Origin of the sequence: Spirochaeta cellobiosiphila DSM 17781, from assembly GCF_000426705.1 — a bacterium.
GTDB lineage: Bacteria > Spirochaetota > Spirochaetia > DSM-17781 > DSM-17781 > Spirochaeta_E > Spirochaeta_E cellobiosiphila.
In genome coordinates this window covers 1-25624 of sequence record NZ_KE384559.1, presented here as the reverse complement: position 1 = coordinate 25624, position 25624 = coordinate 1, and the positions used below count along the sequence as shown (strand labels likewise).

The window sequence follows — 25624 nt, the reverse complement described above, 5'->3', positions numbered from 1 at the left end:
ATGATGTCGGTCAAGAAAAAATATGATATAGTACCCTCTATGGCGGAAATGGATCATTTTATTGAGGGATTAAATGAGGACAAACAGTTCCTCCGTTGTTTAACCCATCACGAAACAATACCTTCTCAGGAAGGTCAGTATCTTCCTTTACCAGATGATTTGCACCCTCAACTGATTGAGGCGCTCCATCAGAAAGGTATACATAAATTATATACACATCAAGCTGAATGTTATCAGTCTGTTAGACAAAAGGACAATATCGTTGTCGTTACTCCTACGGCCTCGGGAAAGACTCTCTGTTATAATCTACCCATTCTACAATCACTATTAGAGGATATTCACAGTAAAGCCCTGTATCTTTTTCCTACTAAGGCTTTGAGTCAAGATCAACAATCTGCCCTGAACGAACTGGTTCTTCCTTCCGGGCTACCTATTAAAATTGTAACTTATGATGGGGATACTCCCAGTTCATTAAGAATCAGTGCCCGAGATCAAGGTCGTATCATTGTGACCAATCCTGATATGCTTCATTCTGGTATTCTACCGAATCACCCTAAATGGATAGCCTTTCTTAAGACATTAAAATATATCGTAATTGATGAAGTGCATACCTATAGAGGTGTTTTTGGCTCCCATATGACGAATTTGATACGCAGGCTCAAAAGAATACTAGCCTTTTATGGTGCTACTCCTCAATTTATCCTCTGTAGCGCCACTATTGGTAATCCTCTTGAGTTAGCAAAACAATTACTGGAGGAACCATTAACTTTGATTGATAGGAATGGGGCTCCCCATGGGGAAAAGCATATTCTTTTATATAACCCTCCAGTAGTGGATAGTGTTCAGGGAATAAGAAGAGGAGTTGTTCTGGAATCCCAAAAATGGGCCTTACGCTTTCTTAAGTCAGGAATAAAAACTATTGTGTTCGCAAAAAGCAGAGTTCGTACTGAACTTATTCGATCCTATATTAATCAAAATTTGGCTAATCATTTTAATGAAAATAATCGTATAACTGTTGAGTCCTATCGAGGTGGATATCTACCAAATGAAAGAAGATCCATTGAGAAGGGTCTTAGAGAGGGGACCATTCAAGGGGTTGTTTCCACAAATGCCCTCGAGTTAGGTATAGACATTGGTGGATTAGATGGAGCCATCATAGCTGGGATGCCTTCTACAGTAGCTTCTGCCTGGCAGCAGTCAGGACGGGCTGGACGTAGTCGTAATACTTCTATTAGTTTGTTTATAGCCACATCCGGACCTAGGGATCAGTATTTAATCAGTCATCCGGAATATTTTTTAGAAAAACCACCTGAGTCAGCCTATGTTGATCCAGATAACCCTTACATTTTGATGGATCACTTAAAATGTGCCAGTTTTGAACTGCCCTTTGCAAAAGGTGAAGCTTTTGGAGGAGATGTCCAGGAGCTGTTGGTTTATTTAGAATCTGAAGGAGTTCTACGCAATACTCAGGATCGCTACTATTGGGCTGATAGAGGATATCCAGCAGAGACTGTGAGCCTCAGAGCTATCACTAATGAAAATGTAGTTATCATTGATGAGACCAAAGGACGATATGAGATTATCGGTGAGATGGATAAGTCCAGTGCTAAAGAGCTTCTTCATGATAATGCCATATATATTCATCGTGGTAATCAATTTGTTGTAAAACATCTAGATCTTCTGAACCTTAAGTGCCATATAGAAGCTAGTCAGGTCAACTATTATACTGATTCCGTAGTAAAAACTGATATAAAAGTATTATCAGAGGATGAAAAAAATGATTATTCCCTGTATCAGAGTATCCTGGGGGATGTTCTGGTCCGTAGACAAGTCGCTAAATACAAAAAACTTCGTTATAATACGCATGAGAATTTAGGATACGGAGAAATATTTCTTCCGGAAGACGAAATGCATACGAGAGCCTGTATGATAGTATTCCATTCTTCTACCATAATGGGTATGGCTTTCAATCAATGGCCCATGGATGAGCAGGGAGCTGTCTTACGACGAATAGGTAATCTATTAGCTCAAACTATCCCCATTTTCTTAATGTGCGATTCCGGAGACATTCGTGTCTCTGAGCGGGTTAATGATCCCCATTATGATTGTCCCACTATCTACCTTTATGATAACTATCCCGGTGGTGTTGGATTAGCAGAACAGGTTCCTCAAAAACTGACCCGAATATTACAAGCTTCACAGGAGGTTATTAATAATTGTACCTGTGAGAAAGGCTGCCCCTCCTGTGTCGGTCCTGAGTCCAGTGATGATCCAGAGATAAGCAAATCACTTGATAATAGTAATTTAAACTATAAAGACAGAACAAGAGCTCTTATTGATCAATGGTTTAAACATGGCTAGATCTTCTTTGTCCTCCCGTTTAGGAGCCTTACGACAAGCTCAGGAACTGACTAAAAAAACAACAGTAAAATCAAAAGAGCAGGAAGTGAGTATTAAGGGGCTGGATGGTTTCCATCAAGTCGCTCCTCATTTATGGCTCAGGGAAGAGAATTTACCGTTACCACAACCATATTGGTCGAAAGATCCCTATTTGTATAATGGTCAACGTCAAGCCGAGGATTTCTTATTCTATGATACAGAAACTACAGGCTTATCAGGGGGGGCGGGTACAGTTCCCTTTTTGGTAGGCATAGGCTTTATTAAGGGTGATGCCTTTCAATTCAAACAGTACTTTCTGTCCGATTATCCAGGAGAAGGGGACTTACTGGCATTGATTAAAAAGGACCTTGATCCCACTAAGCTTCATGTCAGCTATAATGGCAAAACCTATGATAGTCATTTAATACGTACCAGGTTTTTGATGAACCGTATGAATTGGATGATTCCCCCCCAATTAGACCTTTTAACCATATCGAGAAGATTGTGGAAGAATTGTATAGGATCTTGCAAATTATCAAATATAGAGGAAGTGATTCTCGGTATCAAAAGACAGACCCAGGATGTTCCTGGAGCCCTTGTTCCACAAATGTATTTTGATTTTTTAAAATCAAGAGATGCCAAAGATTTGCAAGGTGTGTTTTATCATAATCAAGAAGATATTTATAGCCTGGTTAAGTTACTCTTTTACATAGAGAAAATTTTTGCTCATCCTTTTGAATATTCCTTAGTTGACCGTTTTCGTTTGGGCTTATGTCTACAAGAAATTAACAGGCCTGAAGGACCTATTCTTATCGAACAATCAGCATCCTTGCCTCATTATCATAGTATGCGTTATATGGGTAATCTATATAAAAAGAGGGGAGACTGGGATAAAGCCTTATCCCTATGGAGGGAACTGGCCTCTATTAAACCCTATTTTGCCTATACAGAATTAGCAAAATACTATGAGCACAAGCAAAAAGATCCTATTAAGGCCTTGGATTATCTTAATCTGATACCTTTAAATGTCCTTAGAGAGGGACAGAGAAATGAACTGGAAAAGCGTCTTAAACGTCTTAAACAAAAGATTTAAATAGGTTAACGTATGCCTACCTACAAATAATCAAATAATAGAGGAATGTTATATGGATCCCATTGTAAATGTCTTAGCAGATCGCTATGCCTCCCAGGAAATGAAAAATATATGGTCAAGTACAGGAAGAGTCGTACTGGAAAGGGAGTTGTGGATTGCTGTTCTCCGGGCACAGAAGGAATTAGGACTAGATGTTGATGATCAAATCATTGAATCCTATGAAAATGTTAAGCATCAAGTTGATTTGGAATCCATTAAAGCTCGTGAAAAGATAACAAGACATGATGTCAAAGCCCGTATAGAGGAATTCTGTGAGTTAGCTGGTGCAGAACATATTCATAAAGGGATGACCAGTAGGGATCTTACAGAGAATGTAGAGCAGCTTCAAATCTTTAAGGCCTTGAAGGTTGTTCGGAAAAAGACCCTAGCTACTTTAAATCGTTTAGCCCAATTAGCAGAACAGCATAGTGAACAGATAATAACCGCCAGAACTCACAACGTTGCCGCTCAGCCAACGACATTCGGTAAACGAATTGCAATGTTTGGTCAGGAAATACTATTAGCCCTCACTTCTCTGGATAATTTAATTCAGTCTTATCCTGTTCGTGGTATCAAAGGCGCCGTTGGTACTTATTTGGATCAATTGACTTTATTTGATGGTGATCATGACAAAATTAAAGCTTTGGAGAGTAAAATAGCTACTCACTTAGGTATCGCTTCCACAATTAATGCTGTTGGCCAAGTCTATCCTCGTAGTTTGGATTATCAAGTCGTCAGTGTCTTGTATCAAATATCCTCAGGAGCAAGCAGCTTTTCTAAAACCTTAAGAATCATGGCAGGAAATGAAACAGCCAGTGAAGGTTTTGCTAAAGGACAGGTGGGATCTTCCGCAATGCCTCATAAAATGAATAGCCGTTCCTGTGAAAGAGTTAACGGATTCCACATTATACTTAATGGTTACTTAAATATGCTGGCTGGATTATCAGGAGATCAATGGAATGAAGGGGATGTCTCCTGTTCCGTTGTCCGTCGAGTGGCTCTTCCTGACAGTTTCTATGCCTTAGATGGTTTATTTGAAACTTTCCTTACTATTCTCAATCAGATGAGTACTTTTCCTGCCATTATTAAACAAGAGAATGATCATTACTTTCCCTTTTTATCAACAACAACCATATTAATGGAAGCCGTCAAGAAGGGGGCGGGACGTGAATTAGCTCATGAAGCTATCAAAGAACATGCTGTATCTACAGTATTAGACTTGCGCAATGGGGTTATTACTCAAAACGATTTACTTCAAAGATTAGCTGCCGATTCACGTTTGGGTTTATCACAAACAGAATTAGAGGCTGTTATTAATCGAGGTGCTGAATTAGTAGGTGGGGCAATGGAGCAAGTAGAACGGTTTAAAGAAGACGTAAACCAATGGCTCATAAAATATCCGGAAGGACGAGATTATACTCCTGGTGACATACTGTAATAATTATTAATTGTTATGATAGCTTCCCTCAGTTCTGATTTAGTAATATCAACGAGGGAAGTTATTTTTTTGTCATCATGTTCCATAGATAAACTGGCTACTTTGACAAGAAGTTTATTTTGAACTCTTAAATGTTTCTTAAGCATTTTTTTTTCTTCAGGTCTATCAAGCAGCTTATCTCCTCCATGCTTTTTGACTAGTTTTATAATTTTATTATGAAGCCCTTGTAAGGTTTTTTTCTCAAGATCCATTCTATAGTTGTAAAAGTCTTCATTTTTCATATAACTATGTCCCAGTAATATTTCCATATCAGAGGGTTTAATGACTAAGCTATTTTTTAAAAGGTAAAAACCAAAGTAGGTTCTCAGGCGATTATCATGATCCAACCAATGAAGGAAATCCCCTTTCATTAAAGGGTTCGTTAAGGGATAGTGGGAAGGATCTTTTAGCAAAAGATGTACATCTTCCCATGATGTAGAATGGGGTTGAAGACAAAGCCCAATCCAATGACCTGCTAATACGCCACTTATGTGACTATCAATCACAGAGATGTACTCCCTTTTCGTCTTGTGTAACTTTCCCTTCACGCATAAGCATTCCGACAACAGCTTTGAAATTTCTCTTACTCATTTTCAATTGATGTCTTATCTGATCCGGATCACTTTTATCTGTTAAGTAGATATGTCCCCCTGATTTGAGTAATTGAGTAAGTATTTTTTCTTTTTCATCGTTTTTTCCACTTTGAAACCCAGGTTGCTGTATAGCCATATCCAGTTTACCATCCTCCCGAACTTTCTTAATAAAAGCCATCCTCGTCATTCCTCTAAATAAAGGTTCGAAAGTTTCATCTTTATAGAGCATTCCCTGGTATTTGTTGTCTACAAGGCATTGATAGCCTATTCTTGTATCTTTATAGATTAAACAGGGAACTTTTTGTCTCAGAGGTATATCCAGAGGTGCTTCTTCTACAATCTCTTCTATACGAGCTTCAGCAATGAGTCCTTTTCCTTCAAAATCCATGATGATTTTAACAAGTATTCTCTCTCCTACCTTTGGTTGAAATGCAAAATTCCTTTTAGGGAGGAAAAGATCCTTGAAAATTCCCCAATCTAGGAAGGCTCCAAAATCTGTGAGTTCTTTTACTGTCATAATGGCTACTTCACCTAACTGTGCATAAGGCTTTTTTAAAGTAACAGCTATTCCTTCTTTTCCATCATTATAAATAAAACCTTCTAAGGTCATTCCTTCTTTCATTACTTTAGGGAATCCTTTCCGATTCAAAAACACTGTATCTTCTACACCTTTTAGAATTGCCCCGTCTTTTTTTATTCTTTCTACTGTCAGTAGGTTTACTTTACCAATTTCCATCTCATTCCTCTTGCGTGAAAAATAAAACCTATTGTACATTTGTGCAATGCGCATTGATGAATTCCTTAATGATTTCCGTTTGTTTTTAGCAAAAACCCAGATCATTCACAAAAAATCGTTCCATAAAGTCTATTTGGTAATGAATCCCATAGCTGGAGGATTCAAACACTTGGCTAAACATCACAGAGAATTACTAAGTATTTTAGAGCAATCAAAGGATAGGCCAGAGGTTGATTTCGAATGGAAGGTGATAAAAACAACCAGTCCGGGACATGCCTCCCTAATATCCAAAGAGATAGGGCTCTCTTGTGAGGAGGAAACTATTGTTTTCCTTATGGGAGGAGATGGTACCAGTATGGAATTCTGTACTGGATTAATGAGTCTTCCCTTAAGCAAGCGTAATAATTTGTGGTTATTTAGAGTCCCCATGGGAACTGGCAATGATGGATTAGATGCTAATACTTTTAAAGAGTCCCTGGTGGGCTTGCTACATAAAGAGGATCATAAAGAGTTGGGAACCATTAAAATTGATGGACCTAAACTAGAGACTCAGTATGCTTTTAATATTGGTACTGTTGGATTGGATGCCTTTGTTACTCATATGACCAATATTATGAAAAGCAGAATACCCGGTAATTTTTATAAGATAGCTGTTGATCTATCTACCATATTCTATGACCTCTTTGTTTCTATTCGTCCTATGGAGATCTCAGTAAAAACACTGGATGGAATAAAAGAAATAAAGGACAGATTCTTATTTGCCTGTATGGGAGTCACAGGAAATCGAACCTATGGTAATCAGATGAAGATCCTTCCTGATCAAAATAATTTTTTAGCTGTAAACTGGGGAAGTATACTTCGCCGTATTATGATCAAGGGAGCTTTTTATACAGGAGCTCATAGGAATATAAAGGAAACAAACTTTTATGAATCAGAAGAAATAACCATTCAATATGACGGTCGTATTCTTTTAAATAGGGACGGGGATACCCTATGGATTAATAAAGAGAATTTTCCCCTTACCATGAAAATCGTACCTTCAGGTATAAGAGTCTTAGATATTACTTAAGAGAATATAAAGGATAATAGAGTGATAAAAATCATAAATGGTATTATTAACTTTTTTTTGAAATGTTTATGCAAGATTGACGATAGCGATTTAGTTAATTTGCCATTGGAAGGTCCCTACATACTGGCTGGTAATCATATTAACTTTCTTGATGTGCCCCTACTATACTTATCCTTACAACCTAGACCCATTATAGGAATGGCCAAAGCAGAGCTTTGGAAAGTTCCTGTGGTAAAAAGCTTAATGAAAGCCTGGCATGTTATTCCTATTAAGCGGGGAGCTGCTGACGTTGGTGCCATGCGTAAGGCCATGGAATCCTTAGAGGAGGGTGCTTTTTTTAGTCTATCTCCTGAAGGAACTCGTAACAAGAATGGAAAGCTTTTAAAAGGAAGACCAGGCACTGTTGTTATAGCAGAGAAAAGCAGAGTTCCCATTATTCCTGTTGTTCATTGGGGTGGTGAGAACCTCAAATATAATATGAAAAGGCTTCGGCGTACCAAGATTACTATAAAAATCGGCAAACCTTTTATTATCGATATTCAAGAAGAGAAGATGTCTCAAGAGCTACGAAAAAAGGTCGTAGACGAAGTCATGTATCAGATAGCCGAGTGCCTACCAGAAGATTACAGAGGTTATTATTCAGATATGTCTCAAAAGACAACTAACTACTTAAAGTTTGTTTAAGCGTACAAGTCTATTGTGTTACCCATATAAGCTAGCTGACTAACATCAATTTGCTGCTGAACATTAACTTTCAGCAGCTTATTAGATAAGTCACTACTTTGAGTTTGGGCTGAATCTAAGATCTGCTTCATCGCTATAGAAGCAGATTCAACAGGGTTTTGTGCTATTTCCATACTCATAGTGTAATACTATCGATCTATTATTTCAAGTTCCCCAAAATAATCGCACCTGCAAGAGCCACTAATATCCCTATGACTGTCTTTAACGCTTCTTTGGTTTTAGGACTAGGTTGGTGAAAAATAAAGATACTAATCAAAGCATTTATGACTAATGAGATTTGGGCAATAGTATAACCTTTGCCTGTACCAATTCGCTCCATTAGGATAAGGGAAGAATAATTACCAATACCCCATAATAAACCTGATGTCATTGTAATGGCATAATCTTTTGTCTTTTCCAGCTTGAGGGAGGATCTGCTAATAATAACAAATATTAAGCTTCCCACCAAAATACCTATACCTAAAGGAAAGGCTGCCGCCCAGGTACTAGCTTGGGTGAGTCGGATAGGGATAAAATAAGTTCCCCACAGTACACCAGTTCCTATAGCTGCCAGGTAGGGGAGGAAAGAGTTCATGGACTTTGTTGCTTTACCACCAGAGGCAGTAATAATCATTAAGATACCTGCAATGATGATGATAACAGCTAGTAAAGCCAATAATTTAATTGGTGTGGGAAGGTCAAGAAACTCACCAAATAGCAAAATCCCCCAGGTGATAGAAAACACAATATTCAATGGTGCCCAGGTTCCATTGGCCTTCGCTATTCCTATTCTTTCAGAAGCATAAAAAGCACAGGCACCACTAATAGCCCAAATAATTCCTCCTATAAAAGAGAAAATCATAACTCTAGGAGTCAATTCAGCCCAATATGGGGAAAACCTGGCTACAAAAAAGGCCAGTATAAGGTTCGCTATAGCGACATAAAATACCCTGGTATAACTTGAGGGAAACTTTACTTTATGTGTTAGAGGTACCCATATACCCCAAGCAATAGCTGTTACAATAATAGCAACAAATGTTAACATTAAATATCTCCTTGATGATAGAGACGCAAATCCCAGCCAGATGGGGCTTGATAGGGTCTTAATTCAAATTCCGGTAACACTGCATATAGGTGATCGAATATATCCGCTTGTAGACTTTCATAATCAGCCCATACGGTTGTCCCCGCAAAAACATAAACCTCCAAAGGCAATCCTTCCGATGTAGCCGGTAGCTGCCTAACCATCAGAGTCATACCATGATTAATTTGGGTATGATCTTTTAAATAAGCTTCCACATAGGCTCTGAAGGTTCCAATGTTTGTCAGGCTACGTAAATTAGAACGACTTTTAGTGTTTTTTCCTTCATTATATTTGCTTAATTCTGATTGTTTTCTATGCAAATATTGTTTTAATAATTCTATATTTTCTAATCTATCCCATAAATCCTGATCTAAAAACTTAATAGAGCTAAGATCCAGATTAAGGGAACGCTTGATTCTACGGCCACCTGATTCAGACATTCCTCTCCAATTCTTAAAGGAATCTGAAATCAAAGCATAAATGGGAATGGTCACCAGTGTCTTATCCCAATTCTGTACTTTGATAGTTTGAAGCGTTATATCAACAACATCCCCGTCAGCTCCGTACTTGGGCATTTCGATCCAATCCCCAATTTGAACCAGGTTATTTGCTGTTAACTGGACTGAAGCGACTAAACCTAAAATCGAATCCTTGAATACCAGCATAATGACCGCTGTTAACGCTCCTAATCCACTAAGAAGTACTGTTGCATCTTGATCCATTACTAAAGATACAGATAAGATTAAAACAACAGAATGGATAAATATATCTGCCAGTTGAAGATAACCTTTTATCGGTCTTCGTTTAGATATGGTATAACCTTTGTAGATGTTCTGAATTACATCCAGTACACGGCTAATGACCCGTGCAATCATGAGCAGGATGTACACCATAGATGCTTTTTGTATGATATCTGTCCATAGATTATCAGAATCGAGTATGAGACCAATTCCTGAATATAAAACCAATGCAGGTATGATATGAGATAATCTGGTTAACACTCCTGATTCAAGGATCATATCATCCCAGGTGTTCTTGGTTTTTTTGACAAAGCTCGATAGTCCTTTATTAATAAAGGCTTTAGATATAAAGTCTAAAATGAACATGAACACCAACAACAGAAGTCCAAGAGCTGTTTTTATGGCAAGTTGGGTCATTTGAGTAGTGAAACCCAAATTCTGTAGAAATTGTTCGATTGTCTCTGTCACGCTATTCATCCTTTTGTTCTGACGATTCGTAAAGAATAATTTATACTATCATAGTAGTAAAAGCTAACCCTTTATACACAAAATATAGGAGGTTTTCATGGTAGAATGGGAAGATATGACACCAGAAGAGAGGGATAGGTTTATTTATCTTACTTTGAGCAAGGATGCCTTGGAAGCCATTGTTCTTATTATGAAAAAGAAACATGGTCCTGACGTTTCTACTGAGAAGATAATGAAGTTCGCCTTTAAGGTCGCCCGGAATCGGATGATTCCGAAGCATTTGAAGGGTAAATAAACAGGTAGGACAAGGTTTAAATATGATGTATAATGAAAGATATGAAAAAGATTGTGTTAAAAATATTGATTATTACCATTATTTTGAATTCTTGTAGCAATGAAAATGTAATTAAACAGAAATTACAAGATGAATATTCCCAAAGTTCTAAACAGGAATATTTTAATTATTTATTGAAAATGAAAGAAAAAAATCCAAATAGTTTCTATATTAATACTGACTTGGGCTTAAGGTATCTATTAGATTCAAAACTGGCCGAAGCAGAAGAATCTCTATCGGCCGCTGAGAAAGAATTGATTGATTCCGATAGTGTATGGACGTATAAGTTATATGCAGGTTTATCTTCACTTGAATATAGAAAGAATAATTACACAAATACTATAGATTTCGGTCGGAAGGCTTTGGATAATGATAAAAATGATTCTGCAGGTGTTAACATTATAATTGCAAGATCTCTGGTAAAATTTAACAAGAATGCTGAAGCTTTTGAAAGAATGAAGCATGTGTACAATAATAACGTGAATCTTATGAAATATGATGATTGGAATTTTCTATCTGAATTAGCTATCAATCAAGAAGAAACAAATTATGCTTATAAATTGTGGTTAGATTATTGGAAGAGGAATGGGTATCAACCCAGTTTAGGATTAAAGCTTTCATTGATATCTGGATTAAATGGTAACGCTACTCAATCACTTCTTTATAGTTATATCGATATGGATTATCAATTATCCTTACAGTATATCGATGAACAGTCTATGGAGGCCTATATTAGCAAGTTAAAAACAATTGAAGGCTCTCCAGATGAAGTTGTTGATCTTTTAACATTCTACAAAAATAAGAAGTACAATGAAGTAATATCCATTATCAAGAAAGTTCCTGATAATCTAGTTACAGATTTTATAGAATTAATAAGTTTGAATCAAATCAATCAGTTTAACCTTTCCGATTATAATAAATTTATTAATTTAATCCCATATTATTACAACCATCCTATCTTTTGGAAGAACTTGATTGATATGGGAACTTCTTTAAATCAAGACATACCTTTAAGATTCTATGAACTTGGAATATTATATTCAGAAACTAATACAGCTAACAAATATAGAGAATCTATAGCTAAAAACAATGGAGTCTCTGAAGAGTTTGCCACGTACATGTTGGTTCCTCAAGAAGTACAGTCCATCCTATCAAATTATATAGGTAATCAGAATGTAGAGATTCTTAGACCCTTGGTACATTTTCTTAATTTACCTAAAGTGTATTCTACACAAGAAGCGATTGAGAAGTTAAAATTGCTTCAAAAGAGTGATATTAAAGTGAAAAAATATTTAGAGCTTGTTAAAGATGAATCAACAGGAATACTAAAAACTAGGTTAGAAGAAATATTAGCTGCTAATTAAGAGATTTAGGAAAATATCGAGTGATTGCCGGTAGAAAAACAAGTGATGTGAAAAGAGATCCTAATACACCAAAAAGCATGACAAAAGAAAGTGCATTTAAAAATGAAAAGTCTCCTGGATTATTAAATAGTAGTGGTAAAGATCCTAGTATTGTTGTACCCGAAGTGAGTAAAAGTGGTTTCAATCTTACAGATATTGCAAATATAAGATCATCTTTGAGATTGGTTTTAGAATAATTAGATTTATACTGATCAATAATCAAGATAGCATTGTTTACTGCCATACCTGTTAATACAATGAAACCAATCATTACCGAAGTAGTTATTGGTTGTGATATGAGCTTCAAGGCAGTAATAGGAAAAGCTAGTGATATGGGTATAAAAGAAATAATAACAAGCGGTGAAATAAAAGATTCTGCTTCACTAGCTAAAACAGCATAGATTAGAAAAAGAGCTAGTCCTAGCAATACCCAAAGCTTATACATTTGTTTCCGTTGTTTATATATGGTATCGCTAAGTTTGAATGCATAACCTGGTTTTAGTTGCTGACTGTTTAAAACGTTCCAGATTAAGTTTTCTATTTTTTCTATGTTCATTTTTTTAATAGAAATTGAAAAACTAACACTTCTTTGTCTATTGTTTCGATAAATTCTAGAAGGTTCTATATCTTCATTAAAAGTTCCTAATTGCTCTGTACGTAAAGGAACTCCTGAATCTTTTTTATTTAAAAATGGTAATTCCTTTATTTCCGTTATTGTTCTATCTGTATAATTGTTTCCCATAATGCGAACATCTATTTCGTCATTTTTATCTAACCATTTATCAGCAACGGGCCCTTGTAAATCCCATCTTATTCTATTGGATATGTCACTAGTAGAAATACCAGTAATAGGAAACTGATTGTTATCAATATCAAATACATAACTAGGCGGAGCCTCTTTGAAATGCAATACTCCTTCAGTTACCCAATCTTGTTTTATTAGATTATTTAAAGTCTCTTTGGCTACACGTCTTAATTCTAAATTGTCTTCACCTGTTAATGTAATTTCAAGATTGATCAATTTTTTATTATTATTTTCGGGGATAAACAAGCTGCCTTCAGGAATAGAGTTGGAAGTATCTTTGATCCATTTAATGAGGTCGCTTTCAGCTATCTTCTTTTCATTATATTTGATTGTTAGTTGTGCATTATCTCGTCTCGATATTGACTCAATCTGTGTAATATATGGGTGTTTTTTTAATATTTCTATATAGTCATTTACTCTTTTATCTACAGTCTTTAAATTAGTACCGCTTTCCATTTCAATATGTGCAAAGACAATTGGTTCTTTTAATATGTTTTCAAATTGTGTACCATTATCAATCATAATAAATATGGCTATTCCTAAAAGAAATGTCGTTAATATTAATACTAATTTGCTATTTTTATAAGAGAAACTACACGCCTTCATTATATAAAACTTTAACTTTGATATAGATTTTAAGTTAAAAATGGTTTTGCTTTTGTTTCTATAAAAGTAAGGCATAAATAGTATATTCATTAATAAAGAGGTTATGATCATTACTAATAGGGCTAAACTGATATTGGCTACACCTAGTATTGAATCACGTAAATATATAAGAGGAAATAAAACAATTATCGATGTTAGTGTAGAGGATAAAAGAGCCGGGATTGATTTTACGAAATTTGATTCTGTAATGATGATACCAGTATCAATAATAATCCCTAAGGCTATAGCTATTCCTGCTAGAATATAGTTGTCTATCGAGTATCCAAAAATACTGAATATTCCAATAGTTATTAGTCCTGTAATAGGCAGTGTTAAAGCCAATAATAAAGATTTTAAGAAATCCCCTGTGAAAATGAAAATAAATAAACTAACAATTAACATTCCTATAAAAATGGAAAGTATAACCTGTTTTATTGCTTCAAACATTTTTTCACCCTGATCGTATATCAAGTTGGTCTGGAGCCCTTTATTGTTCCATTTTACCACTTCTGAGTTAATTTTTTTTGATAAAGACACTATGTTAGCTTCACCACCGGTTTTAATGTATAGTGTGATTTTTTTTGATCCCTGAACCCTACTTATACTCTCAGGATTTCTATAACCAAAAGTGACATTTGATATTTCATCTAAGTTTATAGTACTTCCTTGTTGATTAAGAATAAGCTTCTTAAAATCAGAAATATTTTTAAATCTTCCATCAATACTAACAGGTATATTATTTTTATTAGTTTTAATGTTGCCAAGTGGAGTATAGATATTTTGTTCTTGTATAAAAGAAGCTATTTGATCAGGACTATAGTTTGAAGATGTAATTTTCTCTTCATTTACTAGAATATGGATTTCTTTTTGAGCTCCTCCACCAATTTCAATCTCACCTACACCTGGTATTTTCTCAAAAGCTGGCTTTATATTGTGTTCAACATACTGTCTCAGCTGTGTAGGTTCCATTATCTCTGATTCAAAACTAATTATAAATGAAGATCTTTGATTTGAATTACTGGTGACAATTCTTGGTTTTTGTACAGAAGAAGGCATGTTCGCATAAACTCTATCAACTCGATCCCTTAATTCAAGATAAAAGTTGGTAGAATCGATCTCTTCCCTGAGTATTATATCTATTCTAGATTTTGAGAATTCACTGGAAGATTTGAGAGATTCAATTCCAGTAATTGATCCGATTGTATCTTCTAGTGGTATCGTAATAGTTCGTTCAATCTCTTCACTGTTTATTCCATAGTGTTGAGTTATAATGGAAAAGGACTTTTGTACAGATGGTTGTTGCCCACCAAGCTCTGTATAAATTAAACCAATAATCCCAAAAAATAAGATAGAGATAAAGAATAGTTTAGGGGTTACAGGTTTATCATACCAACTGTTAAGAATTTTTTCTATTTTCATATCTATAAAATACCTGTGGTATCACGATTAAACTTAATAACGTAGATATTAAGAGTCCTCCAATTATTGCTAATGCCATTGAACTTTGGGTATTTGTTCCTGCTGGGTCTATGACCATTGGTAATAATGCAAGAGTTGTTGTTAGCATAGTCATCATTATTGGTCTAATTCTTGATTTTGTACCAATATAAATTGATTGCAAAATATTATTGCTTTCTTTGAATCGTGCTATAAATGTTTCATATAATAATATTGAATTATTAACACTAATTCCCATGAGTACTAATATACCTAAAATTGAGTTTAGATTTATACTGGCTCTACCTATAAATAGACTAAAGGCAATCCCTGTAAAACCAAGAGGCAAGGTTAGTAATAAAATAATTGGTAGAATAAACGATTCAAATTGGGCTCCTAATGTTAGATATAAAAGTAGTAATGATATAGAAAACACTAAAATAATAGTTGATATATTTTCATTTATAAGTGATTGTCCAGCAGAAATAAAATTTAGATTATATAAAGATTCCTTTTGCTCTTTAGTCGTTTTTTCAGCAAACAAAATTTCTGAAACATCTTGTCTATCAAACCTCGTCAGATAAGGCAGGCTATTTTCTTCTTTGAGTTGAATTAGGTCTTCTAATTTATATCTAATTCCCTCTTGATTAAATATGCTAAAATTTCTTAATTTCTGTATTGAATCTCTATTCTTTTCATCTAATTGTACTTTGATATCAACATCTCTTCCTTCTGAATAGAATGATGATTGTATAGATCCAAATAATGAAGCACCAATAAACTGTGATAGGGTAGATACACTTAAATTATTTTTAGCCAATAATTCTCTATCTGGGTATAATGTTATTCGTGTTTTTTTATCTGCAGGTAATATTTGCCAATTTTTATGTTTTAATATGTAATTCTCTGCTTTTTTTCGGGCTTCTTCTGGTGATTCACCTGTTGCTAACCAAATTTCACGTCCTGAATCAATTCCTATGATAGATGATAAAAGATCTGTAGGCTCAGAGATCAGTAATTTGCCTTGGTTTAATAAAATACTTTGTGTGATAGAGTCACGTATTTTTTTAAAAGTAGTCTTATTCTTGTTATAAGTAATGACTCCAGTTATTATCTCTGTACTTGCTTCCTTATTGGATAAGTAATATGGATCGTTTGTTTCCCCGCCAATTTCAAAACTAAAACTAGTAATATAATCGATATTCTTAACTTGCCTCATGAAATCCTTGCCAATATCTTTCATATAATCGATGGATGTACCAGGTGGCATTTCTAATTTTACAGATGCAGTACCTGAATTCAGACTTGGTAAAAACTCAATAGGTAGCGTTGTGGATAAGATACCTCCACTGATGAATAATATTATTACGAAAACTATGGTAAATATGGGTTTTCGAAAAGATATCTTAAATATTTTTTGCCAAACATATGACTTTGTTGAATTTCTCTTTGTAGGGGCTCCAGTTTTACCCCACAATTTAAATAGGACAGGAATTAAGGTTATTGCGACAACTAAAGAGGCACTTAATGAAAATATTACAGAGAAGGCTAAATCTGAAAACAAAGTACCTAAGACCCCAGGTAAAAATAACACAGGAATAAATACTACCAGACTTGTTATTGTTGACCCAACCAAAGAATTTGCTAAGGATGTTGTTGAATATATAATATTGTCCGTGTTTTTGTTCTCAAGATCTGATAATCTTTCCATTACTACAATAGCATTATCAACTAACATACCAATACCCATGGCGAGTCCGCCTAAACTCATTATATTTAAACCACGACCAGTCATTGCTAATAGAAAAATTGCCCATGATATAGAAATAGGTAAGCTAATAATTAATAATAGACTATTAGGTAAGTTTCTTAAAAAGAGTAATAAAATTATAAAGGCAAATAATGCTCCAACAACAGCGGAATATACCAAATTTGTTATTGATTCTTTTACGAGCAGAGAGGTATCTTCAATAATATTAAATTCTAATATATTTCCGTATGATCGTTTTAAGTTTTCTAACTCCGTTCTGACCGATTTTGACATTACAATAGGACTTGTTCCAGATTGTTTTCTTATAGATAGTAAAACTCCCTCTGAATAGTCACTCATAAAAACAGAATGTTGTTCATCATATGCTGTTTTTACAGAACCAAGTTCTTTGATTTGTATTGGATTTGAATCATTTTGAGATTGTATATAGTAGTTTTTAATATCATTAATAGTTTTTGCTTTACCATCAGTTTTTACTATATACTCAATTGCTCCCTCATTGATCACACCTGCAGGATAACTAATATTCGTAGAGGCTAATGCCTGTGATATATCCGTTAGTGTTAAGCCTTTTGCCATTAAAAAATCTTGATCAATCGATATATGAATTTGTTCAATTAATCCACCAGATATTTGTATTGTTCCAACTCCAGTACTTTTTTGTAATCTTGTTTTGATTTCTCTCTCAGCGATTCTTCGTGCTAATGCTAAATCCCCATCTTTGGGGAAAATACCAATAGAGATTACAGGCCTATCATTGGGATCAACAGGAAGTACTTGTGGTTTTGAGGCATCATCAGGTAAGGTCAAATAGGCCAAATCAATAACTTCCCTTGTCTCAACACCAGCCAGAACCATATCTGTACCCCAATGGAACTCAAGCTCTATAATTGTTAATCCATCACGTGAAATTGAATTAATATGTTTGATTCCCTTTAAGGAAGAAAAAGAATCTTCTAATGGTATTGTAATTAATTCTCTTACTTCTTTTGCTGGAAGACCTCCGTAACTTGTAACTACGGTTAATTTGGGGACTTCAATTTCTGGCAAAAAATCAATTGACATTTGGTTCATAGCCCAAAGACTCAAGATAAATATTGCTAGAAAAAACATTATAGTTGCTATTGGTCTTTTTATGCTTAATGTGATTAAACTATTCATCTTTGTCAAACACCTGCCAGTACCAATCTTCAGACATTTTATTACCAAGTGTATCTTCAAAATCTTTATACACCTTGAAGTCAACCATCCCAACATCAATATCCGAATCATCAATATTGCCATAAACCCTAGCAATTATATAAGTACCATTTGAGTCTGTGAGTATAGGTGATATACTTCCTCCAAAATCTGGTACTGTAGTATCTGTTTGTGCAATTACTTTAGTTGGTGTAAATGTTAATGCGCTATCTTGTGGTAATACTGCAAAATTTTCCATAAAAGAGAACAAATTAATGTATGCATCATCTGCTAAGGAAAAATAAAAATCAAAACAGACTTTTAATGGTGAACCATCATTAATCTCATCTTTATTACTGAATATAAAATCAACTTTATTCTCTGAAGGGGTATTTTTATTGTAAAGTACTTCTTCTCTAAAAGGATTAGTCATCGGTTCTTTGATATAAACCAGTTTTATCAGTTCTGGAGGTATAGAAGAATGACCATTAGATTCAAAATTATAAACAGCTGTTTTGACTAGACTATTATTGTAAATATCAAGGGCAGAATTTGTTATTCTCATAGTGTAAATAGTTCCATACTTTAAAGGCTCTTTCCATTCTATTATCATGACATCGCCATTGGTATTATGATCCCAAGTGATATCATACGCGGTCTGTGGCTCTATTACTAAAGAATTTTTGGTTTTGTTCCGATCCATTGACTTTGTGAATTGAATATATATGTCCCGATTTACTTCCCAATCTCTTGTAACTGTAAATTCGTCATCCTCTTCATTCTCTAGCCGCATAAAGAAAGAGTTAGTTGAATCCGATACCGCACTTATCTGAGGATAAATAGTGTCAATCCCAACATTGAATGATGATGTAAAATCATAACCGATATTCCATTTATCTTTATCTTCCAAAGAAGAGGCTAAAGTCACAGTATATTCTTCTTGATATTTATATTCTTCCTTTGGGTTAAAGGTGAAAATTTGTTGGTTTTTATCCCAAGTAAAATACCCGCTTACACTGGGTGATATACTAAAACTGTCTATCACACTTGTATAATTCATACTTTTGTCAAAGCTTATTGTTATCGGAGATAATGAATCATTAACAGTTGAAAATGGACTCGGATTTATTCCTAACACTTTAGGTCTATTTTGTGAAATTTTTGTACTAAACCTAAAAGAGAAGTCCTGTTTTAATGAATTCCCGTCCTTATCCTCTGCATTTGTAGATACCTTCAAAATATAATCTCTTCCATCCTCTAAAGGATGATATAAGTTGTACCTTAGTGTCTTATCATCTTTCCAAATCTTTCTTCCTGGAACTTCTATTCCATCATAAGTTAGTGAAAACGCTTCTTCTGTTATAGTTTTCTTTGGTGCTTTTGAAAAACCTACATATATATCAATGTTAGAATTATCAGTAATACTAGTTTGCTTAGGAGACCAATCGGTTACTTCCAAGTATTCAGAGTTCATCATGTTAAAAAGATCACATGACATAATAGAAACAAAGCAGATAGCTATAATAGGGACTATCATTTTTCTCATGGGTTCATTCCCTGTGCATTGAAATAAAAGTACACGTCATCTAAAAGATAAGAACCTGATTTATTTGCAGATGAACTACTTCCGCTTGCCATATTAAATTTATAGTAAATAGGCTCATCATTAGTAGCGATAGCAAAACCTCTAAACTCTAGAGTTATACTGTTCCCAGATGCATTCCAATTACTATTGTAAAGATATGGAGATGAATAACTCTGACTTTGAGGAAATGTTAACTCGCAGCCTATTGTTTGTATAAGGTTTTGTTTTGCTAAGATTTCCTCTTCTAAATAGCTAGTGTTAATAGTTATAACGAATTGCAACGCATAGTCTTTTTCGTTTGACCCAAAATATGTAAAAGATGCTGGCATCTGGATTAATTTTGTTGAATTGAATTGTGCATCAGATATAGATATATTCCCACCTTTGTAAATAATACTTATATCCTCTATAACGATGGGAGGTATATTAGGTTTAAAAGTAAAGTTTAGATCTGCAGGTATTTTGTTGCCAGATAAATCTGTCATACCTTTTTCTATTGTAATTGAATATTCTTTGTCTGGCTCAAAATCATTCCCTTTAATGTAGACAAACTTGGAATTCGAAAGTTGTTTAATATGTCCATCCATATCGGGGGTTATAGAAAAAGCAGATGAGAGACTAGAAAAATCTATGCCCTCATCAAACTCAATATAAATATCATTACTATTCTCAACATCTTCAAGTGATAAATTGGTTAGTGCAGAATATTGTCCCGTCGTGTTGAGTATTGATGGCACTATATACATAAGTTCTGGAGAGGTTGTATCTAACTGGATTAAGAAATTATCACTATATTCTATTGGTAATGGTTCCCCAGTAGAATCTGTAATTTTTGTTGGAAGTTTCCATTCAAGTAAACTTAAATTTGTCCATTTTTTATTGGGACTAATAGTTACTGTTGTCTTATCATCATCCCATGAAAAGTCTAATTCAGAAGATGGGTTTACAGAAAAATATTCTTCAAACAATTTAGTGTTCATTGCTTTACTAAACTTAAATTTTATTGGTTCATAAACGTTAGTTATTGCACCGGAAAAAGGGGAATAGTCTATTAAAACAGGTAATGATTCATTTGTCCCTGCATAGAATGGAATATCGGAATTAACAGAAAAATTAAGGCCTGAAGAGGTCTCTAGTTCCCCTTGATACTTAAAATTGTATCTATATCCAGTAATTAAACTTTGATAAGGTTTGAAATTGAGTTTAGTGTTTGTCCAATAAAAATCACCTTCAATGATACCGTTTGGTCCCACAAGTTGTAATAATTCTTCTGCGTCATCCTTGTTAACTTCTTCTGAAAAAGATACCCATAGAGTACTATCTTCCTTAATAATCTGATCTCTTTCCGAAGGATAATAAGATACATTTAATTCTGTTAGATCAATTATATTACAGGATTGTAAAATAAGAAAAGAGAAGAACAATAGATAATTAATTGATTTCAACTTCTTCTCCTTCCCTTAATAGGGGAGAGGGATTATCAATTATCAGATCTCCTTTCTTTATACCATCAATAATTTCTATATTCCCATTAAACTCTTCACCTAAAACAACTTGTTTCTTAAAAACATGATTATTAACTGTCAAAAAGATCACAGCATTATTTTCTTTTTTTTGTACAATAGATGATTCAGGAACGAGGATAGCTTTTCTTTTATTTCCATACTCAACTTTGACTCTCGAAAACATGCCAGGTTTGAAGAGTCCCTCTCTATTCGACAGGGAAGCTTTTATCGTAATATTACCGGACTGGGGATCTATCATAGGTGATATTTGTCTTATAGATGCTTCATATTTCGAGTTATCAAGTGCATCAACAACTGCTTCTACCTTTAATCCTTTTGTTAGTAAAATTCCTTTGTTTTCTGGTACTGGAAAAGATATGTCAACCATTGTAGAATCGAATACTGTAAATACCTTTGTATCTGCCTTGACTCTTTCTCCCAACTCCAAATATTTTGCGCCGACAATACCGTCAATTGGAGCTTTCAAATTAAGTTCTTGCATTAATTCTATTGCAGACTGTAGTTCTGTTTTTGCTGTATTAAGTTGGGATTTAGATACATTAAGTTCTGCTAGTAAGGTACGTGTATTAATGTCCTTAAGAATTTCAATACGTGTATCCTGATCCTCTGGAACTGAATACCCATAATTAAGAATGTCTTCATCTCTAAGACCAACCATTTGTATGGATAAGTCCTTTCTAAGTCCTAGTAGTTCAGTTTCTGAAGCGCTATAACTCAGCTCTAATGAGATAATATCTTCTTCTGTTGCTCCCCCAATAGCGAATAGTTCTTTTTGATTAGCTAGATTTTTCCCTATTTGCTCGAACTCTCTTTCCTTTTGCTTGAGCTGTAGTTGAGATTTTTCCAAGCTTACTAAACGGGATTCTATTTGTAATTTACCTTCATAGAGCTTCGTCTCTGCGAGTTCTACTGCTGATTTTGCTGATTCAAGAGAAGATTGGGCTTGGTCTTTTCTGATTTTAAGTTGAATATTAGATAATGTGGCAAGGAGCTGACCTTTTTTCACCACATCTCCTTCTTCAACAAGGATTTTTGTTAATGTTCCATCTACTGTTGAAGTAATATCTGCTTTTGAACGAAAGGATATACTGCCAAAAGAGGTTAATGTAGGAATGATTTCTTTTTCTACTGTCTTAATTGTACTGACCTGAGTTTTTACAACAGTATTGGCATCGGGTATTTTTTCATTTGCGTCAGAACAAGATATATACATTAAGAGAGAAAAAAAATACAAGCATTTTTTTTTCATTTTTGAACTCCCAAATTTGATAATTCTCCTAATCCTAAGCCCAACAATTGCTCAAAAGCCCTTTCACTTAAGATAAGTTCTAGTATGCTTTGCCATATTGCAATCTCTTGATTATAGTAATCAATATTACTTTTAAGTAAATCAAGCTCTTTAACTTCACCAAGTTTATATTTTACAGCCAAAATATCCTGTTTTTGTTTTTGTAAGGATAAAGCTTTTCTATTCAGAATTATGGATGACCTTTTTTGTTTAAGGTCCTTTAACTGTTCTTCAATATTAAAAATAAGGTTATTTTGAGTATCCTGTTCCTTTTGCATTGATGAGGTAAGTTGAATAGCTGCTGATTTCTTATCAACTAAAAAGCTCATATCGCTTAATGGCGTTACTGAGTAACTATTACTTGAAGAATATTCGACCTTTGGGGTTGAACTAAAAGCTACACTAGTAGTAACAGGAACGGCTTTAAATGGAAATTGAATATTTAATTTTGCATTATAGGAAGGAGTTTGTAAGGGGAATTGTTCTCCGGAGAAATTCACACCACCTTCTAGTGAAATTGTAGGAATTAGGGATCGTGTAGCTATATCATATTGTGCTTTTGCTTGGGTGGTTTCGACTCGTGCACTTTTGATATCTAAATTCCGGGATAATGCAATATTGTAGTAATAGTCTTTATCATCAATACTAAGAGATATCCCTGTATATTCAGTATCAATTGATGAAAATAAAACCAATTCCGTTTCTACTGGTAGACCTAATAGGCTATTCAGTTGGGATAGTAAACTATGATATTGGTTTTCTGTTGCTACAATATCTATCTCTAGGCTTTGTACTTCAATTTTAGATTCAACGAGATCAATTTCTGTAATACTACCGATATCATATTTTTTTTGTGTTATATCAAGTTGTTCTTCACTAATTTTATATAACTCTCTTTGTAAGTCTAACTTTTGTCGTGTTATATATACCTGATGGTATAGCTGCCATACACTATTTCTAATGGAATCTCTTTGCTTTTCTAAATTGGCTGATTGTAAATTTAGCTGAATCCCTGTTAATTCACGTTGGATTAGGGTTCTTCCTCCATCAAAGATTGGTTGATCTATGTTTACGCCTAGTTGAATACTGTCAGAATCCGTTGAGTTGTACCGAGTCTGTCTACTATTACTATAGGTAAATGAGAATTGTGGGAAAAAATTTCTAATACCCAATTGATATGAAAAATGGGAGATCTCCATTGAACTTTGCTGATTCTTTAGTTCTTGTGAGTTATTGAGAGCCATTGCCTCAGATTCATCCAGTGTAACTTCTAGAGGGAAAAGACTAACCGATATGAATATGAGACATACAAGCCCTATGGGCCTTTTCATTTTATATTTTACCTTTTTCTATTTCTTTTTGTATTCTCAGAAATTCATTATTGAGTTCTTTCATGAGTATGTCAAAAATTCGATATATTTGTGAAAAGGATTCAAGTGGTGTGGTTATATCGTCAGTATATATGACACTAGCCACTTCAGTAGAATCTTTTACGATATCTACAATCACTGTTACAGATTCATATTGCTTGAATTTCTTATAATAAGGTTTCCGATATAGGGACACATTCATAACTAAATCAGATATAACTTCAGAATTTACAGTTAATTCATTCTGACTTGCTACAGATTTTATAACATCGGGTAGATCTTTCATTACCTCTGTTTGTGTATGGCTAGGTTCAATAAGAATAGTTCCTAGTCTGATTGAATTGTCCAGTTGTTTGGGATAATAACTACTAATACTTACATTTGGTAAAAAAAACATACAACCGGTAAAAGCAGATGATGTAACTAATAATAATATTATACTTCTTATAATTTTTACCATTCTATTCACTCTCCAGAACTGAAGTTAATTTATTTTGAAGAACTTTTATTGGTTTATTTAAGGGACTATCATTCTCAAGTAATGACTTCGCTTTTTTTAACTCTGATAAGGATTTATCATAAACACCTAGTCGTGAATATATCTGACTAAGATATAATCTGTTTTTAGCTAATTCTTCTTCATACAATGTGGCTCTTTGATAATAATCGATGGCTTTATGCAGATCTCCTTTTTTCTCTAGAATATTCCCCATCAGACCTAGAAGTCTAGGGTCATCGGAATTATATGATAATAGGTTCTCTGCTTCCTTTTGAGCCTCATCAATCTGATTTAATTGGATATAAGTTCTAGATAACCAAACTCCTGCTTCCAAATAGGAAGGATTATCCTTCATTAGTTTGGTTAAAATTTTTTCTGATTTCTCATACTGGTCTGTCATATAGTAACATTTGCCCAAAAGAAACTTTGCTTGATAGAAATGGGGGCTTTTTTTATTAAGTACTTCCAACGTTTTAATAGAACCTGATAAATCACCTATCGTATAGCTTTTCTTTGCTTCAAAGTAATGACTTATATCTTCTTGTTTTACTTGAGGAGAAGATAATAACAGGATTGTTCCCAAGACTATAAATACAAGTGAACTAATTGCTAGTATGAATATCCATTTTTTTTTTGAGATCATTTTAATATGACTCCCTTTTTTTATAAACAAAACCTCAGCAACAATGCTATAGAATAATTAGTAAGGAATTTAGTTGTGCTCAGATTATTAATTCATAATTAAATAATTTAGTTTACATAAATAAAAGCTACTTAATTTAGCATACACATAATATGAATTGTCAATAGTCTATTGTGGATAGTATTTCTTTTTGTGGGAATACATAATGTTTTTTAAGATCGTGCAATTATATCTCTTGATTGAGTCTTTGGATTAAGTTTATTATGGTAACTAATTATATAACAATATAAATTGATTTGTAAAAAGGGCAACAAATGAAAAAGAAAAGTTCAATTCTCCTATTTATAATCCTGTTAATCATAAGTGTAAACTCAATATATGGACAAAGCCAATATGACCTTTCACAAAACTATGACTCCTCTTTATTAGAAGTGTATTTGGACAAAGCCGATCAACAACAGACACAAGATGATTGGTTTCGCTTAGCCGAGTATGGAGTTGAAGCGGTTGTCGCAAAATGGGAACAGGAATTAACAGTAGTTCAAGGGGAAGACCTTGATATTGAGGGAGAAAAGAACGCGCTTGAGCAAAATCTAAATGAGATAGTTGAAGAACGTCTTATAAAGTATTTGTCAAAACAGTTTTTTCTTAATCTAAATGGGCCTGAATTAGGATCTTTGCTAAGCACCATTGATGAGCAGAACCTAAAATACCTCTATCAAACAGATGATGAAGGGA

At 34.2% G+C, this 25624-nt stretch carries 21 protein-coding genes; 8 read left to right on the top strand and 13 right to left on the bottom strand.

Annotated features, from left to right (window positions below):
* The 3 genes from K345_RS21795 to purB are packed head-to-tail and all read left to right on the top strand — an operon-like array spanning position 1 to position 4949.
* Complete coding sequence (locus K345_RS21795) at positions 1–2361, top strand: DEAD/DEAH box helicase (RefSeq protein WP_083963860.1); 2361 nt, start codon at positions 1–3, stop codon at positions 2359–2361.
* Positions 2354–3472, top strand: a complete 1119-nt coding sequence (locus K345_RS21790; RefSeq protein WP_211227923.1) for a ribonuclease H-like domain-containing protein — start codon at positions 2354–2356, stop codon at positions 3470–3472. The genes K345_RS21795 and K345_RS21790 overlap by 8 nt, the downstream gene beginning before the upstream one ends.
* A gap of 52 nt (positions 3473–3524) precedes the next feature.
* On the top strand, positions 3525–4949 hold the full coding sequence (purB, locus tag K345_RS0118135) for an adenylosuccinate lyase (RefSeq protein ID WP_028975373.1): 1425 nt from the start codon (positions 3525–3527) through the stop codon (positions 4947–4949).
* On the opposite strand, the gene K345_RS0118130 is transcribed toward purB, so the two are convergent.
* Together K345_RS0118130 and K345_RS0118125 are read right to left on the bottom strand one after the other, a co-directional pair.
* Positions 4925–5494 carry a hypothetical protein gene (locus K345_RS0118130; protein ID WP_028975372.1) on the bottom strand — a complete coding sequence of 190 codons (570 nt, stop codon included), beginning with the start codon at positions 5492–5494 and terminating at the stop codon, positions 4925–4927. The two genes, purB and K345_RS0118130, sit on opposite strands and share 25 nt — an antisense overlap.
* Positions 5487–6317, bottom strand: a complete 831-nt coding sequence (locus K345_RS0118125) for a CvfB family protein (protein WP_028975371.1) — start codon at positions 6315–6317, stop codon at positions 5487–5489. Before K345_RS0118125 ends, K345_RS0118130 begins: the two co-directional genes overlap by 8 nt.
* Before the next feature lie 46 nt (positions 6318–6363).
* Here K345_RS0118125 and K345_RS0118120 point away from each other — a divergent pair, with 46 nt between their 5' ends.
* Both K345_RS0118120 and K345_RS21785 read left to right on the top strand, forming a co-directional pair.
* Positions 6364–7386, top strand: coding sequence for a diacylglycerol/lipid kinase family protein (locus tag K345_RS0118120; RefSeq protein ID WP_037573203.1), 1023 nt, complete (start codon positions 6364–6366; stop codon positions 7384–7386).
* Positions 7387–7407: 21 nt separating this feature from the next.
* Complete coding sequence (locus K345_RS21785; protein WP_053228452.1) at positions 7408–8070, top strand: lysophospholipid acyltransferase family protein; 663 nt, start codon at positions 7408–7410, stop codon at positions 8068–8070.
* Here K345_RS21785 and K345_RS0118110 read toward each other — a convergent pair.
* The 3 genes from K345_RS0118110 to K345_RS0118100 are packed head-to-tail and all read right to left on the bottom strand — an operon-like array spanning position 8067 to position 10401.
* Positions 8067–8243: a hypothetical protein gene (locus tag K345_RS0118110; RefSeq protein ID WP_156888471.1), complete on the bottom strand. Its 177-nt coding sequence runs from the start codon at positions 8241–8243 to the stop codon at positions 8067–8069. The genes K345_RS21785 and K345_RS0118110 overlap by 4 nt on opposite strands.
* Positions 8244–8269: 26 nt before the next feature.
* The gene (locus K345_RS0118105) at positions 8270–9154 is read right to left on the bottom strand and encodes a GRP family sugar transporter (RefSeq protein WP_028975368.1); all 885 of its coding nucleotides are present in this window, start codon (positions 9152–9154) and stop codon (positions 8270–8272) included.
* Positions 9154–10401 (bottom strand): mechanosensitive ion channel family protein, encoded by a 1248-nt coding sequence (locus K345_RS0118100; protein ID WP_028975367.1) that lies wholly within the window; start codon positions 10399–10401, stop codon positions 9154–9156. Before K345_RS0118100 ends, K345_RS0118105 begins: the two co-directional genes overlap by 1 nt.
* A gap of 97 nt (positions 10402–10498) precedes the next feature.
* On the opposite strand from K345_RS0118100, the gene K345_RS0118095 reads away from it, so the two are divergent.
* Together K345_RS0118095 and K345_RS0118090 are read left to right on the top strand one after the other, a co-directional pair.
* Positions 10499–10696: a hypothetical protein gene (locus tag K345_RS0118095; RefSeq protein ID WP_028975366.1), complete on the top strand. Its 198-nt coding sequence runs from the start codon at positions 10499–10501 to the stop codon at positions 10694–10696.
* 41 nt (positions 10697–10737) lie between these two features.
* A complete protein-coding gene (locus K345_RS0118090; RefSeq protein WP_156888470.1) occupies positions 10738–12099 on the top strand; it encodes a tetratricopeptide repeat protein in 1362 nt (453 codons plus the stop codon).
* On the opposite strand, the gene K345_RS0118085 is transcribed toward K345_RS0118090, so the two are convergent.
* Genes K345_RS0118085 through K345_RS0118050 form a run of 8 tightly spaced genes read right to left on the bottom strand, consistent with a single transcriptional unit; the run spans position 12092 to position 24886 of the window.
* Positions 12092–15007 (bottom strand): efflux RND transporter permease subunit, encoded by a 2916-nt coding sequence (locus K345_RS0118085; protein WP_028975364.1) that lies wholly within the window; start codon positions 15005–15007, stop codon positions 12092–12094. The two genes, K345_RS0118090 and K345_RS0118085, sit on opposite strands and share 8 nt — an antisense overlap.
* On the bottom strand, positions 14985–17957 hold the full coding sequence (locus tag K345_RS0118080) for an efflux RND transporter permease subunit (protein WP_028975363.1): 2973 nt from the start codon (positions 17955–17957) through the stop codon (positions 14985–14987). The genes K345_RS0118085 and K345_RS0118080 overlap by 23 nt, the downstream gene beginning before the upstream one ends.
* Positions 17950–19521: an Ig-like domain-containing domain gene (locus K345_RS0118075; protein WP_028975362.1), complete on the bottom strand. Its 1572-nt coding sequence runs from the start codon at positions 19519–19521 to the stop codon at positions 17950–17952. Before K345_RS0118075 ends, K345_RS0118080 begins: the two co-directional genes overlap by 8 nt.
* Positions 19518–21005, bottom strand: a complete 1488-nt coding sequence (locus K345_RS0118070; protein ID WP_028975361.1) for an Ig-like domain-containing domain — start codon at positions 21003–21005, stop codon at positions 19518–19520. The genes K345_RS0118075 and K345_RS0118070 overlap by 4 nt, the downstream gene beginning before the upstream one ends.
* Positions 20992–22335 carry an efflux RND transporter periplasmic adaptor subunit gene (locus K345_RS0118065; protein ID WP_028975360.1) on the bottom strand — a complete coding sequence of 448 codons (1344 nt, stop codon included), beginning with the start codon at positions 22333–22335 and terminating at the stop codon, positions 20992–20994. The genes K345_RS0118070 and K345_RS0118065 overlap by 14 nt, the downstream gene beginning before the upstream one ends.
* Positions 22332–23705 carry a TolC family protein gene (locus K345_RS0118060; RefSeq protein ID WP_028975359.1) on the bottom strand — a complete coding sequence of 458 codons (1374 nt, stop codon included), beginning with the start codon at positions 23703–23705 and terminating at the stop codon, positions 22332–22334. The genes K345_RS0118065 and K345_RS0118060 overlap by 4 nt, the downstream gene beginning before the upstream one ends.
* A 1-nt stretch (position 23706) precedes the next feature.
* Positions 23707–24204 (bottom strand): hypothetical protein, encoded by a 498-nt coding sequence (locus tag K345_RS0118055; RefSeq protein WP_028975358.1) that lies wholly within the window; start codon positions 24202–24204, stop codon positions 23707–23709.
* A 1-nt stretch (position 24205) separates the two neighbouring features.
* Positions 24206–24886 carry a tetratricopeptide repeat protein gene (locus K345_RS0118050; RefSeq protein ID WP_028975357.1) on the bottom strand — a complete coding sequence of 227 codons (681 nt, stop codon included), beginning with the start codon at positions 24884–24886 and terminating at the stop codon, positions 24206–24208.
* A 314-nt stretch (positions 24887–25200) separates the two neighbouring features.
* On the opposite strand from K345_RS0118050, the gene K345_RS21780 reads away from it, so the two are divergent.
* Positions 25201–25624, top strand: a 424-nt coding sequence (locus K345_RS21780) for a hypothetical protein (RefSeq protein ID WP_037573198.1), incomplete at its 3' end; no start/stop codon positions are given.